This is a genomic window from Kitasatospora sp. GAS204B, from assembly GCF_029892155.1.
Classification (GTDB): Bacteria; Actinomycetota; Actinomycetes; order Streptomycetales; family Streptomycetaceae; genus Kitasatospora.
Genome location: NZ_JARZAG010000002.1, coordinates 52,606 through 67,856 on the forward strand (window position 1 = coordinate 52,606; position 15,251 = coordinate 67,856).

At 71.1% G+C, this 15,251-nt stretch carries 13 protein-coding genes and 1 riboswitch; of the genes, 5 read left to right on the plus strand and 8 right to left on the minus strand.

Annotated features, from left to right (window positions below):
* Window positions 1-144: 144 nt before the first annotated feature.
* On the minus strand, window positions 145-933 hold the full coding sequence (locus tag P3T41_RS02900; protein WP_280687364.1) for an enhanced serine sensitivity protein SseB C-terminal domain-containing protein: 789 nt from the start codon (window positions 931-933) through the stop codon (window positions 145-147).
* A gap of 300 nt (window positions 934-1,233) precedes the next feature.
* Window positions 1,234-2,055 (minus strand): enhanced serine sensitivity protein SseB C-terminal domain-containing protein, encoded by an 822-nt coding sequence (locus tag P3T41_RS02905; protein WP_280687365.1) that lies wholly within the window; start codon window positions 2,053-2,055, stop codon window positions 1,234-1,236.
* Between the two features lie 151 nt (window positions 2,056-2,206).
* A riboswitch (glycine riboswitch) is annotated at window positions 2,207-2,311 on the plus strand.
* A 149-nt stretch (window positions 2,312-2,460) separates the two neighbouring features.
* Between P3T41_RS02905 and gcvT the strand changes: the two genes are divergently transcribed.
* The 4 genes from gcvT (at window position 2,461) to P3T41_RS02925 (ending at window position 6,986) form a co-directional block, all read left to right on the plus strand.
* Window positions 2,461-3,591, plus strand: a complete 1,131-nt coding sequence (gene gcvT / locus P3T41_RS02910) for a glycine cleavage system aminomethyltransferase GcvT (protein WP_280687366.1) — start codon at window positions 2,461-2,463, stop codon at window positions 3,589-3,591.
* A 133-nt stretch (window positions 3,592-3,724) separates the two neighbouring features.
* Entirely contained in the window at window positions 3,725-4,105 is a 381-nt protein-coding gene (gcvH, locus tag P3T41_RS02915) for a glycine cleavage system protein GcvH (protein WP_280687367.1), read from the plus strand.
* Window positions 4,106-4,182: 77 nt separating this feature from the next.
* Window positions 4,183-5,451, plus strand: coding sequence for a serine hydroxymethyltransferase (gene glyA, locus P3T41_RS02920; RefSeq protein ID WP_280687368.1), 1,269 nt, complete (start codon window positions 4,183-4,185; stop codon window positions 5,449-5,451).
* 167 nt (window positions 5,452-5,618) lie between these two features.
* Window positions 5,619-6,986 (plus strand): L-serine ammonia-lyase, encoded by a 1,368-nt coding sequence (locus tag P3T41_RS02925; protein WP_280687369.1) that lies wholly within the window; start codon window positions 5,619-5,621, stop codon window positions 6,984-6,986.
* Between the two features lie 21 nt (window positions 6,987-7,007).
* Here P3T41_RS02925 and P3T41_RS02930 read toward each other — a convergent pair whose 3' ends face one another.
* The 6 genes from P3T41_RS02930 to P3T41_RS02955 all read right to left on the minus strand — a co-directional run bounded on the left by P3T41_RS02930 (window position 7,008) and on the right by P3T41_RS02955 (window position 12,679).
* Window positions 7,008-7,436, minus strand: a complete 429-nt coding sequence (locus P3T41_RS02930) for a hypothetical protein (protein WP_280687370.1) — start codon at window positions 7,434-7,436, stop codon at window positions 7,008-7,010.
* A gap of 30 nt (window positions 7,437-7,466) precedes the next feature.
* The gene (locus P3T41_RS02935; protein WP_280687371.1) at window positions 7,467-8,162 is read right to left on the minus strand and encodes a hypothetical protein; all 696 of its coding nucleotides are present in this window, start codon (window positions 8,160-8,162) and stop codon (window positions 7,467-7,469) included.
* A gap of 1 nt (window position 8,163) precedes the next feature.
* On the minus strand, window positions 8,164-9,060 hold the full coding sequence (locus tag P3T41_RS02940) for a hypothetical protein (RefSeq protein WP_280687372.1): 897 nt from the start codon (window positions 9,058-9,060) through the stop codon (window positions 8,164-8,166).
* A 218-nt stretch (window positions 9,061-9,278) separates the two neighbouring features.
* Complete coding sequence (locus P3T41_RS02945; RefSeq protein WP_280687987.1) at window positions 9,279-9,704, minus strand: ATP-binding protein; 426 nt, start codon at window positions 9,702-9,704, stop codon at window positions 9,279-9,281.
* A gap of 260 nt (window positions 9,705-9,964) precedes the next feature.
* Window positions 9,965-11,203 carry an Ig-like domain-containing protein gene (locus P3T41_RS02950; RefSeq protein ID WP_280687373.1) on the minus strand — a complete coding sequence of 413 codons (1,239 nt, stop codon included), beginning with the start codon at window positions 11,201-11,203 and terminating at the stop codon, window positions 9,965-9,967.
* 210 nt (window positions 11,204-11,413) lie between these two features.
* Complete coding sequence (locus P3T41_RS02955; protein ID WP_280687374.1) at window positions 11,414-12,679, minus strand: Ig-like domain-containing protein; 1,266 nt, start codon at window positions 12,677-12,679, stop codon at window positions 11,414-11,416.
* A 391-nt stretch (window positions 12,680-13,070) separates the two neighbouring features.
* Here P3T41_RS02955 and glgX point away from each other — a divergent pair, with 391 nt between their 5' ends.
* Window positions 13,071-15,248 carry a glycogen debranching protein GlgX gene (glgX, locus tag P3T41_RS02960; RefSeq protein ID WP_280687375.1) on the plus strand — a complete coding sequence of 726 codons (2,178 nt, stop codon included), beginning with the start codon at window positions 13,071-13,073 and terminating at the stop codon, window positions 15,246-15,248.
* Window positions 15,249-15,251 lie beyond the last annotated feature (3 nt).

A 15,251-nucleotide genomic window follows, 5' to 3' on the forward strand; every position in this document is an offset into this window, starting at 1 on the left:
GCCCAACTGTGATCTACCGATGTTCATGATCAGTAAACCTGACGGATGATCAACTGTTCGCTGACAGGCACTCAGTGATCCGCAAGACGAACGCCGTCGATCTACCGTCGAAAGCGCATCGCCGCTGGTGGGAGGGGGTGACCGCTACCTGCGGCCGGGCCAGGGCTGCTGCGGCCAGCCCGGCTGCGGGGGCATCGAATGCCCGTACGAGCCCGCTGGGAAGGACGCCGGCGGATAGGTCGCCGGATACTGCGCCCCGGTGGCCTCGCGGTGGAAGAACGGGCGGGTGTTGGCGCGCATCCACAGCGCCACCGGGTCGAGGTCGTCACTCATCGCGACGGTGGAGACGGCCAGTCCGGGCGGTGCCTGGGCGATCGCCCGCTGCATCAACGCGCGTACCGCCTCTACCGCAGGCGGCGAGGTGTCGTACAGCTCCAGGCCGATCGCCAGGTACGCCTCGCCCACCACCGGGCACACCCAGGCTCGGCGCAGCGCCCGCACCGGGCGGACGGCGGGCGCCTGCTGGGTCAACAGACCGTAGAAGCCCTCCAGACCGGGAAGTTGCGGCTCGCTCAGCCGCAGCGGCCCGGCCGGCAGCCGGTCCAGGCCGCCCGCCACCCGGCGCAGGTCGGCCCAGGGCACGCCGACCCCGCCACCGGGCGCGTGCGGGTTGAGCCACAGGCCCCAGCGGGTCCGGTAGAGCGAGGCGGCGATCTCCTGGCCGGAGATCACCTCGTGGGCGCGGGCCCAGCCGCTGGCCGCGAGTTGCTCGGGGGAGGTGACGGCGGGGGCGTAGCCGTGGCCGCCGATGTCCATGTTCCCGTACTGGGCGTCCGGGCTGCCCGGGGTGCCGTGCCAGAGCAGCATCCAGACCCGCCCGGTGGTCAGCTCGCGCAGCAGCCGCTCGTAGGCGTCCCAGTGCTCGGGAGCCACCTCGCGCAGGGCCCGTTCCAGGGCGCCAGGGTCCGCGCCGGGGGGCGGACCCCACGGCCCCGCTCCACCGCCTGCCGCTCCTGTCGTCACCGGTACCCTCTCCCGTTCTCGCCACGGCGCCATCGCGCTCGCCGCGTCTCGCCGCCGTCTCGCCGCGTGTCGGCTCGTCCCGGCTCGTGTCAGCTCGTGGCGGCTCGTCCCGCCGCGTGTCGGCGCCACCCTACGGGGCACCGGTGACGCGCGTCATGCCGACGCCCTGGGCCGCGCCGAACTGCGGTCACCGGGCCCGTTTCAGGCCGTTCAGCCGCGCTCGTAGAACGGTCGTACCCGCTGCACCAGCCAGTCCACCACCGGGTCCGCCGCCAGATCCAGCAGCACCATGTGCACCCCGCCCAGCAGCGGCGCCGCGCCCAGCGCCCGGCCGAGCGCCGCGTTCACCTCCGCGGGGTCGGCGGGCGCGGCCGGGTCGAGTTGGACGCCCACGAAGAGCACGGTCGGCTCGCCCTCCACCGAGGCCAACGCCCGACGTGCCGTCAGCACTCCACCCAGTGCCTGCAGCTCCGCCCGCACCGCGTAGAGGAAGACGGCCGGCTCCTCCGCCGGCTCCGGCTCGCGCAGCGCCACCCGGGCGCCCTCCGGCACCCCCGCGCCGCCCGTGCCCGCCCCGTACGCGCCCCAGCGGTCGTCGCGCGGTCCGCGCCGCAGCTCGGCGACGCCCTCCGGAGGCACCGGGATGCCCACCGGCGCCTCGGGGTTGACCGCGATGCCGATGCCCAGCGGCAGCCCGCGGGCGAACTCCCAGACCGGGGCCAGGGCGCAGGACAGGCCGGGGGCGTGCCGCAGGAACTGCTCCTCGGAGGAGAAGACCGGCACGTAGGGCGCACCCGCCAGCTCGATGGTCGGCAGGTCGAGCGCCACACCGGCCGGGTCGGCCCCGGCGGGCAGCGGGATCCACACCTGGCTGCGGGCCAGCACCTCGATCACCCGGGGCGTGGCCCCGGGGTCCCCGATCGCGGCCGTGAGCACCTGCTCCAGCTCGTTGGCGGGCCAACCGCTGCCGGCCGGCGCCTGGCCGGGCTCGGCCCACCCCGGCCCCACCGTGGCGTACCCCTCTGTTTCCATCCGCCCCTGCCCCGCCCTTGCGCCGTATGTGCTGTCACGCAGTCCGTGCAGGGGAAGACTACCGGCGGGCGGCTACCGCCCATCCCCTCTCCCGCGAGGCAGGACGGCATGCCATGATGTGCCCGAACACCCCAACTTCATACTGGCCGCTCGAACCCGCGCGGGAGAGTCCGGAGGTGCCCTCGACGGCACGGACCGGCGCCGAAGGAGCAAGTCCTCCCCGGAATCTCTCAGGCACCCCTACCGTGTGGGCGAGGCGAATCTGGAAAGTGGAACACGGCCGTGCCGTGCGCCCACCCACGGTGCAAGCCGCGTCATCCTTGATGCGGTGAAGCTCTCAGGTTGTGACGACAGACGGGGAGACTCCACCCCAGCATGTCCATTCACGACACCGGGAGTCTCATCATGTCCCCCCGTCTGACCGCGCTCGACGCGCTGCACCGTGCCCTGGGCGCGACCATGACCGACTTCGCCGGCTGGGACATGCCGCTGCGCTACGGCAGCGAGCGCGAGGAGCACCTCGCGGTCCGGACCAAGGCCGGCCTCTTCGACCTCTCGCACATGGGTGAGATCACCGTCTCCGGCCCGCAGGCCGGTGAGCTGCTGGACCACGCGCTGGTCGGCTTCATCTCGGCGCTCGGCGTGCTGCGCGCCCGCTACACGATGATCTGCCGCGAGGACGGCGGGATCCTGGACGACCTGATCGTCTACCGGACCGCCGAGGACGAGTTCATGGTGGTCGCCAACGCCTCCAACGCCCAGGTGGTGCTGGACGCGCTGACCGAGCGCGCGGCCGGCTTCGACGCCGTGGTGCGCGACGACCGCGACGCGTACGCGCTGATCGCCGTGCAGGGCCCGCAGGCCAACGGCATCCTCGGCTCGCTCACCGACGCCGACCTGCCCGGCCTCAAGTACTACGCGCTGCTGCCCGCGACGGTGGCCGGCAAGCAGGTCTGGCTGGCCCGGACCGGCTACACCGGCGAGGACGGCTTCGAGATCTTCTGCGCACCGGCCGACGCCGAGCACCTGTGGACCGCGCTGACCGAGGCCGGCGCCCCGGCCGGCCTGATCCCGTGCGGCCTGTCCTGCCGCGACACGCTGCGCCTGGAGGCCGGCATGCCGCTCTACGGGCACGAGTTGGACACCTCGCTGACCCCGTTCGACGCGGGCCTGGGCCGGGTGGTGCGCTTCGACAAGACCACCAACGGCGGCGAGTTCGTCGGCCGCAAGGCGCTGGAGGAGGCGGCCGCCAAGGCCGAGTCCGCCCCGCCGCGCAAGCTGGTCGGCCTGGTCTCCGAGGGCAAGCGGGTGCCGCGCGCCGAGTACGCGGTGGTCTCCGCCCCGGCCGAGGGCGAGTCCACCGCGATCGGCCGGATCACCTCCGGCGCCCCCTCCCCCACGCTCGGCAAGCCGATCGCCATCGCGTACGTGGACGCCGCCTTCGCCGCCCCCGGCACCGCGGTCGCGGTGGACGTGCGCGGCAAGCACGAGCCGGTCGAGGTCGTCGCGCTGCCGTTCTACAAGCGCGCCCGCTGAAGCAACCGCTGCGCCGCACCCGCTGCGGCGCACCCGCGCTACAGCCCGCCACCCACTGTGCCGACCGTCCAGTAGCGCGTCCGCTCAGCGGACCGTTTCGTCACACCCGCTTCCGATCCTGGAGAATGAGACCATGAGCAACCCGCAGCACCTGCAGTACAGCAAGGACCACGAGTGGCTGACCGCCGCCGACGCTGACGGCGTGTCGACCGTCGGGATCACCGAGCACGCGGCCACCGCGCTCGGCGACATCGTCTACGTGCAGCTGCCCGCCGTCGGCGACACCGTCACCGCCGGCGAGACCTGCGGTGAGCTCGAGTCCACCAAGTCCGTCAGCGACCTGTACTCCCCCGCCACCGGTGAGGTCGTCGAGGTCAACGAGGCCGTCACCGACGAGCCCGCTCTGGTCAACTCGGCCGCCTTCGAGGGTGGTTGGCTCTTCAAGCTGAAGGTCTCCGAGGCCCCCGCGGACCTGCTCGGCGCCGACGAGTACAGCGAGTTCACCAAGTCCTGACGGACATCGCGGGCGGTCGCAGCGCGGCGGCCGCCCGACCTCCGGTCCGCTGCCCAGCCCCACGGGAAGACGCCACCATGACGGTTCTCAACCAGTCCCTGCACGCACTCGACCCCGAGATCGCCGCCGCGGTCGACGCCGAGCTGCACCGCCAGCAGTCCACCCTCGAAATGATCGCCTCCGAGAACTTCGCCCCGGTGGCGGTCATGGAGGCCCAGGGGTCGGTGCTCACCAACAAGTACGCCGAGGGCTACCCCGGCAAGCGCTACTACGGCGGCTGCGAGCACGTCGACGTGGTCGAGCAGATCGCCATCGACCGGATCAAGGCGCTGTTCGGCGCCGAGGCCGCCAACGTCCAGCCGCACTCCGGCGCGCAGGCCAACGCCGCCGCGATGTTCGCGCTGATCCAGCCGGGCGACACCATCCTGGGCCTGAACCTGGCGCACGGCGGTCACCTGACCCACGGCATGAAGATCAACTTCTCCGGCAAGCTCTACAACGTGGTGGCGTACCACGTGGACGAGCAGACCAACCTGGTCGACATGGAGGAGGTCGAGCGCCTGGCCAAGGAGCACCAGCCCAAGCTGATCATCGCCGGCTGGTCCGCCTACCCGCGCCAGCTCGACTTCGCCGAGTTCCGCCGGATCGCCGACGAGGTCGGCGCGTACCTGATGGTGGACATGGCCCACTTCGCCGGCCTGGTGGCCGCGGGCCTGCACCCGTCCCCGGTGCCGTACGCGGACGTGGTCACCACCACCACCCACAAGACCCTGGGCGGCCCGCGCGGTGGCGTGATCCTCTCCACCGCCGCACTGGCCAAGAAGATCAACTCCGCGGTCTTCCCCGGCCAGCAGGGCGGTCCGCTGGAGCACGTGATCGCCGCCAAGGCCGTCTCCTTCAAGGTCGCCGCCTCCCCGGAGTTCAAGGAGCGCCAGGAGCGCACCCTGGAGGGCGCCAAGATCCTGGCCGCCCGCCTGCTGCAGGAGGACGCCACCGCGGCCGGCATCTCGGTGCTCTCCGGCGGCACCGACGTGCACCTGGTCCTGGTCGACCTGCGCAACAGCGAGCTGAACGGCCAGGACGCCGAGGACCGCCTGCACGAGGTCGGCATCACGGTCAACCGCAACGCCGTCCCGAACGACCCGCGCCCGCCGATGGTCACCTCCGGCCTGCGGATCGGCACCCCGGCGCTGGCCACCCGCGGCTTCACCGCCGACGACTTCCGTGAGGTCGCCGACGTGATCGCCGAGGCGCTGCTGCCGGGCTTCGACGAGGCCAAGGCCGCCGCCCTGAAGGCCCGGGTCATCGCGCTGGCCGAGAAGTACCCGCTCTACCCGGACCTCTAAGAACGTCCGGCCGGGCGTGGTCGGCATCACCCCCGCCGACCAGGCCCTTTCCCCCGGGGCACCGCGCACACTGGAACGTGAGCCGGTGCCCCGTCTCATGCCCCGCTCTCCACCCGAGACTCCACGAGACAAGCCGTTCTCGACGAGACATTAAGGACGTCACCCCCGTGGCCATCAGCGTCTTCGACCTCTTCTCCATCGGCATCGGCCCGTCCAGCTCCCACACGGTCGGCCCGATGCGCGCGGCCCGGATGTTCGCCCGCCGGCTGCGCTCGGAAGGGCTGCTGGACCAGGTGACCTCGGTCAAGGCCGAGCTCTTCGGCTCGCTCGGCGCCACCGGCCACGGGCACGGCACCCCGAAGGCGGTGCTGCTCGGCCTGGAGGGCAACTCGCCGCGGACCGTCGACGTGGCCAAGGCCGACCAGGACGTCGAGCGGATCAAGGAGGCCAAGCGGCTCAGCCTGCTCGGCACCCACCTGATCGCCTTCGACCCCGACCTCCAGCTGATCCTGCACCGCCGCCGCTCGCTGCCCTACCACGCCAACGGCATGACCCTGGTGGCGCACGACGGCGCAGGAACGTTGCTGCTGGAGAAGACCTACTACTCGGTCGGCGGCGGCTTCGTGGTGGACGAGGACGCGATCGGCGCCGACCGGGTGGTCCCGGACGACACCGCGCTGCGCTACCCCTTCCGCACCGGCGAGGAGTTGCTGCGCCTCACCCGGGAGACCGGCCTGTCCATCTCCGGCCTGATGCTGGAGAACGAGAAGGCCTGGCGCACCGAGGCGGAGATCCGCACCGGCCTGCTGGAGATCTGGGCCGTGATGAAGGAGTGCGTCAGCGCGGGCATGTCCCGCGAGGGCATCCTGCCCGGCGGCCTCAAGGTCCGCCGCCGCGCCGCCGCCGGCGCCCGCGCGCTGCGCGCCGAGGGCATCGGCCCGGCCAACGCGATGGAGTGGGTCACCCTCTACGCCATGGCGGTCAACGAGGAGAACGCCAGCGGCCAGCGCGTGGTCACCGCCCCCACCAACGGCGCGGCCGGCATCATCCCCGCCGTCCTGCACTACTTCCAGAACTTCATCCCCGGCGCGGACGAGGACGGCATCGTCCGCTTCCTGCTCGCCGCCGGCGCGATCGGCATGCTCTTCAAGGAGAACGCCTCCATCTCCGGCGCCGAGGTCGGCTGCCAGGGCGAGGTCGGCTCCGCCTGCTCGATGGCCGCCGGCGGCCTCGCCGAGGTCCTCGGCGGCACCCCCGAGCAGGTCGAGAACGCCGCCGAGATCGGCATCGAGCACAACCTCGGCCTCACCTGCGACCCGGTCGGCGGCCTGGTCCAGATCCCCTGCATCGAGCGCAACGGCATGGCCTCGGTCAAGGCCGTCACCGCCGCCCGGATGGCCCTGCGCGGCGACGGCCGGCACCACGTCTCGCTGGACAAGGCGATCAAGACGATGAAGGAGACCGGGGCGGACATGAAGGTCAAGTACAAGGAGACGAGTCGCGGCGGCCTCGCTGTCAACGTCATCGAGTGCTGACGAAACCACTCCCTGACGTGGTCAGCCCGTCGCGGCCGGGTCGCAGACCTTCCAGGTGCCGGCATCCTTGCGCAGGTGGAGAGTTGCGCTGACACCGGGTCTGGTCACCTGCGCGGTGGCCAGATCGCCCCGGACCTGTATGCCGGAGACCTTGATCGGCCGCTTGGCGGTGGCGAGTTGACTGCTGTCGGGCGGGATGTCGCTGTCGGTGATGGCGTTGGCCTCTTCCGGGCAGAGCAGGCTGACGGTCTTGGCCACGTCGGCCCGGTCGACCGCGGTGGCGAACTGGTCGACCACCTGCTGGATCCGTACCGGATCACTGTGCGCGTGTTGGACCTGCGCGTGTTGGACCTGCGCGTACCCGATGGCGCCTCCCGTGACGACGATCAGCACGGCTGCGCCGAGGACGAACGGCCCCTTCCTGGGGCGACGTTCGGGGTTCGGTGTCACTCCTCGCTCCTGTTCGATGGTTCTGCCTGGTCAGGTCCGCGCTTCGAAACGCGACATCATGAGCTCGTCCAGCGTGGTGCCGAAGTCCGCCGGGTCGATGTCCCCCTCGTAGACGAGAGCGATGTCCCCCGGCGCGAGATCGGGCGACAGGCAGTAGTGAAGGTTTCCGCCGTCCGAGGTGATCCGCAGCAGTCTGGTCGACGCGATCCTGCCGTCCTCGTCCCAGCCGGGGATGCCCTCGGGGAATCCCGCGAACCTCGCGAGACTGACCATGTGCACGGGCCGGGCCGGGCCGAACGATGCCCCGTCGGCCCCCGACACGAACCCGGCGTGCACCTCACGGAGAAACACCCGCAGCGATGCGGGAAAGCTCTGCCAGAATTCCGGCACCGGGCCGAACTCGCGGGGATCGTAACCGACCCAGGAGACATGTCCACCATCGTCGTCCGCCATGACGTACACCAGGGCGGGGCAGTCGTGCACGATGCAGGCCCGCACGTCGGCGCAGCGGGTCGCCAGTGCGGCGGCGAACCGTGGCACCGCGGCGAGGAAGCCGCGACTCCAGAGCGAACGAGCCAGTCGGCACCGCGCCCCGGCGTCAGCCGCCAGTGCGATCGGCCGCCACTGCTCCGGCAGTTGAGCAGCCTGTGCTGCCGTCGGCTCGACGAAGGCAAGCGACCACTCGGGAAGCGTCCGTTCCACCTGGGCATCGCCGATGGCCGTCATGTCAGTCTCCCTGGCTCTGCAACAGCTGATCGATGGCCGCCTGGAGTTTGCTGCGCACGTCGTTCTCCAGAGCCTGCTGGCTGGCGATCCAGCGCGGATCCGCGCCCGTCACGAAGGCCGCGCTTCTCGACTGCTTCGACAGGTTCGAAGCGGCCGACAGCCACTGGAAGTTGAGCGGAGCGCGGCTGATGATGAACATGTTGTCGGCGGAGAGCTTGGTGAACCCGCGCATCTGGACGAGCTCCGACAACGGAACTATGTGGTCCGCGCTGATTTTCAGGCGGCCGTTCGGGCCTGCTTCGATAAGCCTTCCGGACGACGCGGGATAGGCCGGATCCGGTGCGCCGGCCGTCAACTTCGTGCCGCCTTTGAAGTAGTCGTACGGGACGGAGCCCGGGTTGTCCTTGCGGAGGGCGTCGAACAGCGGGCGCATGGGCGAGTTCTTCGGCACCTGCCAGTTCGCCCCGGCGCGCGGCGGGGGCGGCGGCGTCCAGCCGGACCCCACGCGCTGCTTCCCATTCTGGATCTCCGCGCGTTTGGCAGGGGTGGGCTCCTTGAAGTTGAGATCGCCGGTGCCTGCGGCGTCGGCCAGCGCCATCATCGCGTTGAAGCACGCCGTGTAGGCGGCGGTGGCCTGATCCTGCTTCGTCCTGAGGGCCGCGGCCTCGGCGTCGTAGGCGTCGGCGGCGGCCTGCTCGCGCGGCACGATGAATTCGTGCGGCTGGGCGTTGTGGGCCGCGATCTGAGCTCTGACGTCCTGGGCGGCCGCGTACTGCGGCGCACAGATGTCCTGCGGCGTGGCCGCTCCGGCCGGGGCGGCCGACACCAGCGGCGACGCGAGCAGGAGGAGGGAAACCGGAAGAGCCGTCAGCAGACGAGAAGCGGTCTTGAGCCGCAAGGCAGCCATCTATCCCCCGACACCGAATGGTGGATCGCGCGGAGCACAGACGACGGAGCGGCTGTGCCCGATCAAGTGCCGGGGCTGGTCGCCGCGGCGTGTACGAGCGATCGAACGCTAGCGGCTCGCGGGGGTGTTCGGCTTGGACGAATTTGACCTCGCCTCAGATGGTGAGAGCCTTCCCGTGGTTGACGTATCGTCAAGTCATCAGCGCCTGGTCAGGCCGTCCGCTCCCGCACCTTCAGCTCGAACCAGACGCCCTTGCCGCGCGGCAGCAGGTCGGCGCCCCAGCGGTCCGCCAGGGTGTCCACCACCAGCAGCCCCCGCCCGCACTCCGCCATCCCCGGCTCGGCCACGATCAGGCAGGGCAGCGCCCGCGAGGAGTCCCGCACCTCCACCCGCAGCCAGCCGGGTCGGCGCAGCAGCTTGAGCCCGATGGTGCGGCCGCCGGTGTGTCGCACGGCGTTGGCGACCAGCTCGGCGGTGAGTAACTCGCCCACCTCCAGCAGCGGCTGCAGGCCCCAGCTCTGCAGCACCGCGAGCACCAGCCGCCGGGCCAGCGGCCCGGACTCGCCGCGCGAGGGCAGCCGCACCTCCTCCGCGGCGGCCGGATCGCGCAGCCGGGGCAGGACGGTGCGCTCCAACTCCCAGCTGGTGAGCCGCTCCAGGGCCGCGAGCCCGGCAGTGGGCAGGGCCCCGCACGGGGCCACCGCACCCGGCCGCAACACTCCTGCTGGAGTGTCAGCGGCCAGGTCGGGCCCGAGATGTGATGACTGATCGACTTCGCCCCATCCCGCCATGCGCTCCATCATCGCGGTTCGCGAGCAGCCATGTACGGACAATGACCAAACGATCACTATTCATTTGGCATATGCCAGCCGCACACGGCCAGGTGCATCGGGTACTACCAAGTGCCCCACGCCATGTTCCAGCCGCTCAGGCCGTTGTCAGGAGTGACCTGTGCGCCCTTGGAGTTGACGACCTTCACGACATCTCCCACCATCGAGGCCGCGTAGAACTTGGCCGCCGGCGTGTCGGTGCCGCCCGCGTTGCCCGGGGCGTCCTGCAGGCCGACGCAGCCGTGGCTCACGTTGGCCGAGCCGAAGGTGCCGGCCGAGGACCAGTTGTTCCCGTGCACGTAGGTGCCCGAGTCGGTGAGCCGCATCGAGTGCGGGACCTGCAGGTCGTACTCGCCGGGCTTGAGCCCGGGCACCGAGGCGGAGGTCATGTGGGCGGTGCCCTCCTTGGCCTCGATCACCATGGTGCCGTTGTAGGTCGGGTGCTCGTCCGAGCCGGAGCTGATCGGGATGGTCTCCACGGTCTGCCCGTTGTCCTGCACCGTCATGGTGTGCGCGGCGGCGTCCACCGTGCTGACCTGGGCCCGGCTGCTGATGGTGAAGGACTCGTCGCGGTCCGAGCCGCCGTAGACGCCGGGCGAGACCTCGACGTTCTTCAGCCGGATGTGGATCTTGACCTGGGTGTTCGGGTTCCAGAAGTTCTGCGGGCGGATGTCCAGCCGGTTGCTGCCCATCCAGTGGCCCTTGACCTGGGTGCCGTCCGAGGCCTCGAAGGTGATCGCGTTGTCGACCGCCTGCTTGTTCTGGATCGGCATGCCGAAGTCGAACGAGACGATCATGCCGACGCCGTAGGTGGAGCCGGTCGCCACGTTGTCCTGGCTGCGCGAGGTCCTGCTCGGGGTCAGCGTGGAGAAGCCGCTGGTGGCCGTGGTGCTCACCCCCTTGGCGTCGGTGGCCTGCGCCTTCACCTGGTACGAGTCGGCGACCGAGAGTCCGGCGGCCGGCACCCAGCTGGTGCCGTCGGCGGAGATGCTGCCCTGGACCGCCTGGCCGCTCTTGTCGGTGACCGTGACCTGGCTCAGCTTTCCGCTGCTGACCGCGACCTTGAGCGCGTCCGGCGCGGCGTTCTGGGTGCCGTCCTTGGGCTCGATGTCGACCACGGCGGCCGAGGTCGGCGTCGCGGACGCCGAGGCGGCCGGACCCGGGCTGCCGCTGCCACCGGCGGCGGAGCCCGCGCTCGCCGTGCCGCCCGCGGCCTTCGGGCCGGTGGTGCCACCACCGCACGCCGTGGCGAGCAGCAGGGTGCCGCCTACGGCCAGTGCCGCTCCCACACGTATCGCGCGCATGCCTGTACTCCCCAGTGGTTCTCGGTCGACCCAGCGGTTCTCAGTCGACAAATCGGTAGATTGTTACATCCGACTACTTCACTCGTTCGGCGGGATCCATACCCGCCCCCGGAACTCCGGCACCGAACGGTGACCATCGCTCGAACGGCCCACCCCGAGAACGCTTCGGGGCGGGCCGTCGGTTGCCTTGATCGGCGAAATCTCAGCTGATTACCAGGAACCCCACGGCAGCGTCCAGCCGCTCAGCCCGTTGCTGGGGCTGACCGTCTTGCCCTTGGAGTTCTTGATGATCACCACGTCACCGACCAGCGAGGCGGTGTAGAACTTGCCGGCCACCGAGTTCGCGTCGCCGCCCTTGCCGTCCTGCAGACCCACGCAGCCGTGGCTGGCGTTGGACTTGCCGAAGGTGGTGCCCCAGTAGTTGCCGTGCACGTACGTGCCCGAGTCGGTCAGCCGCATCGCGTGCGGGACGTCCGGCACGTCGTACTCCCCGCCGACCACGTTGGAGACGGTCGCCGAGTTCATCCGGGTGACCAGCTCCTTGCTCTCGATCGTCATGGTGCCGTTCCACGACGGGTTCTGGTCGTTCCCGGCGGAGATCGGCAGCGTCTCGACGGTCTGGCCGTCGCGGACCACCGTCATCTGGTCGCTGGCGGCGTCGGCGGTGGAGATCTGCGAGCGGCCGATGGTGAACGACTCGTCGCGGTCCGCGCTGCCGTAGACGCCGGGCGAGACCTCGACGCTCTTCAGCTTGAAGTGGATGGTGACCTTGGTGCCGGACTTCCAGTACTGCTGGGGGCGGAAGTCGAGGCGGGTGTCGCCGAACCAGTGGCCCTTGACCTGGGTGCCGTCCGAGGCGTCGAAGGTGATGCCCTGGACGACGGCGTCCTTGTTCTTGATCGCCTTGCTGAAGTTGACCGAGACGATCATGCCGACCCCGTAGGTGGCACCGGTCGAGACGTTGTCGTTGGAGGAGACCGTCTTACCCGGGGTCAGCGTGGTGAAGCTGCTGTTCACCGCCGCCTGCAGCCCGGTGGCGTCCACCGCCTGGGCGCTCACCTTGTAGAGCATGCCGACGGCCAGCGCGCCGCTCGGTGTCCAGGAGGAACCGTCGGGGGCGATGGCGCCCTGGATCGCGTTGCCGTCCTTGTCGGCCACCGACACCTGGGTCAGCTTGCCGTTCGCCACCGAGACCTTGACCGCGCCGCTGGGCGCCACGTTCTGCGAACCGTCCGAGGGGCTCACGGTCAGCTGGGCCGCCGAGACCTTCGGCGACGGTGCGGCCGCCGGCGCGCTCGCCGCGGCTCCCCCGCCGCTGCCGGCCGCGTTGCCGGTCTTGGCCGAGGTGTCGTCCGGCCCGCAGCCGCTCGCCAGCACCAGCACACCACCCGCCAGCAGTGCCACGGCGGCGCGGCGCGCCGTCGTCCGGGTCGCCCGTATCCCTCTCGCGGCCGCAGCCGCCTGAACCGCCTGCACTGGGCGCTCCCCCTCATCATCGGTCGCCGGAACCCCGCTCCGGGCCCGCGCTCGCGCAAGGATAACGGGGCCAACTGAGTGAATCTTCGGCGGGAGGGGCGTGACCGAGAGGTGAAAGCACGTAAGGGTTCACCGGCCTCGCCGGGCGGTCGCCGCGCAGTCGACAGGCGGTCCACGGGCAGTCGACAGCCCTGCCGCACACCGCCCCTGACCCCCCGTCCCGGCCGCCCGGCGGACTGGCCGATCGAGTGCCGCTCCAGTCCCGCGTTCAACGATCGGAGTTCGACGATCGGATTCTCCCTGGAACACGAGGGAACGATTCCACTCAGCGGACATCCGTCCGTAACAAACGCGCGCGAATCGCGGGCCAACGGCTCGGAGGGCATCGGGCATGACGGCATTCCAGGAACTGGAGCACGCGGCGCCGCTGGCGCCCCAAGCCGCCCAGCTGCCCTCGGCCGCCCCTTGGCCGGGCAGTTGGCAGCCGCTCGGCGCCCGCTACCGGCACGGCTCGGACGGCAGCCACGGGACCAACTTCGCGCTCTGGGCGCCGGGCGCGGAGGCCGTCGAGCTCTGCCTGTTCGACGAGCAGGGCGTCGAGACCCGCCATCCGCTGCCCGAGCAGACCTTCCAGACCTGGCACGGCTACCTGCCCGGCGTCGGCCCCGGCCAGCACTACGGCTACCGGGTGCACGGCCGCTGGGACCCGTGGACCGGCGCCCGGTGGAACCCGGCCAAACTGCTGCTCGACCCGTACGCCCGCGCGGTCGACGGGGCCTTCACCGGCCACAGCGCCTGCTGCGGCTCGGTGCGCGACTGGCCCGAGCCGGAGGTCGCCGACACCGTCCGGGACAACCGCGACTCCGCCCCGTACACCGCCCGGGGCGTGGTGGTGCACGACGATGACGACTGGTCGGACGACCGCCGCCCGAAGACCCCGTGGGCCGAGACGGTGATCTACGAGCTGCACGTGCGCGGCTTCACCATGCGCCATCCGGGCATCCCCGCCGAACTGCGCGGCACCTACGCGGGGCTGGCCCACCCGGCCGCGATCGACTACCTGACCTCGCTCGGGGTCACCGCGGTCGAGCTGCTGCCGGTGCACCAGTTCGCCAGCGAGGACCACCTGCACCGGCGCGGCCTGACCAACTACTGGGGCTACAACTCGATCGGCTGGTTCGCCCCGCACGGCGGCTACTCCGCCTCCGGCACCCGCGGCCAGCAGGTCGGCGAGTTCAAGCGGATGGTCCGGGCGCTGCACCAGGCGGGCATCGAGGTGATCCTCGACGTGGTCTACAACCACACCGCCGAGGGCGGCGAGGGCGGCCCGACCCTCTCGCTGCGCGGCATCGACAACGCCGGCTACTACCGGCTGGGCCGCGGCAACAGGGGCAACCGGGGCTACACCGACTACACCGGCTGCGGCAACACGCTGGACACCCGGCAGCCGCAGACCGTGCGGCTGATCACCGACTCGCTGCGCTACTGGGCCGCCGAGATGGGCGTGGACGGCTTCCGCTTCGACCTGGCCGCCGCGCTGGCCCGCAGCGACGACGGGGTGGACATGCACCACCCGTTCCTCGCGGCGGTCTCCCAGGACCCCTTCCTCAGCCGGGTCAAGCTGATCGCCGAGCCCTGGGACGTCGGGCACGGCGGCTACCAGGTGGGCAACTTCCCGCCGCTGTGGGCCGAGTGGAACGACAAGTACCGCGACACCGTGCGCGACTTCTGGCGCGGCGCCCGCCCGGACGTGGCCGAACTCGGCTACCGCCTCTCCGGCTCCTCCGACCTCTACCAGCTCGGCGGGCGGCGGCCGTACGCCTCGGTCAACTACGTCACCGCGCACGACGGCTTCACGCTGCGCGACCTGGTCTCCTACAACGGCAAGCACAACCTGGCCAACGGCGAGGACGGGCGGGACGGCACCGACGACAACCGGGCCTGGAACTGCGGCGCGGAGGGCGAGACGGACGAGGCTGCCGTGCTCGAGCTGAGACAGCGCCAGACGCGCAACCTGCTGGCCACCCTGCTGCTCGCCTCCGGGGTCCCGATGCTCACCGCGGGCGACGAGTTCGGGCGCACCCAGGGCGGCAACAACAACGCCTACTGCCAGGACAACGAGACCAGTTGGGTGGACTGGTCGCTGCTGGAGCTGCCCGAGTGGCGCGCCCTGCACGAGCTGACCGCCGAGCTGATCCGGCTGCGCCGGTCCCACCCGGTGCTGCGCCAGCGCGCCTTCTTCTCCGGACGGGCCGCGGTGCCCGGCGGGCAGCGCGACCTCACCTGGTACACCGCGCGCGGCACCGAGATGACCGAGGCCGACTGGTTCGCGCCCACCGCGCAGCTGGGCATGCTGCTCAACGGTGACGCGATGTCCGAGCGCGACCAGCACGGCTGCCCGCTCACCGACGACAGCTTCCTGCTGCTGCTGAACGCCGCCGACCGCCCGGTGGACTTCACCCTGCCCGCCGGCGGCTGGGACCTGCTGGTCGACACCGCCCGGCGCGGCGCCGCCCAGCCGCTGGCCGCCCGCTCGCTGCGACTGCTGCGCCACCACGGACCACAGTGACAG

Coding starts and splice junctions, on each gene's coding strand:
- glgX (WP_280687375.1), top strand. CDS start 13,071: ATGACGGCATTCCAGGAACTGGAGCACGCGGCGCCGCTGGCGCCCCAA.
- gcvT (WP_280687366.1), top strand. CDS start 2,461: ATGTCCCCCCGTCTGACCGCGCTCGACGCGCTGCACCGTGCCCTGGGC.
- P3T41_RS02935 (WP_280687371.1), bottom strand. CDS start 8,162: ATGACGGCCATCGGCGATGCCCAGGTGGAACGGACGCTTCCCGAGTGG.
- P3T41_RS02905 (WP_280687365.1), bottom strand. CDS start 2,055: ATGGAAACAGAGGGGTACGCCACGGTGGGGCCGGGGTGGGCCGAGCCC.
- glyA (WP_280687368.1), top strand. CDS start 4,183: ATGACGGTTCTCAACCAGTCCCTGCACGCACTCGACCCCGAGATCGCC.
- gcvH (WP_280687367.1), top strand. CDS start 3,725: ATGAGCAACCCGCAGCACCTGCAGTACAGCAAGGACCACGAGTGGCTG.
- P3T41_RS02950 (WP_280687373.1), bottom strand. CDS start 11,203: ATGCGCGCGATACGTGTGGGAGCGGCACTGGCCGTAGGCGGCACCCTG.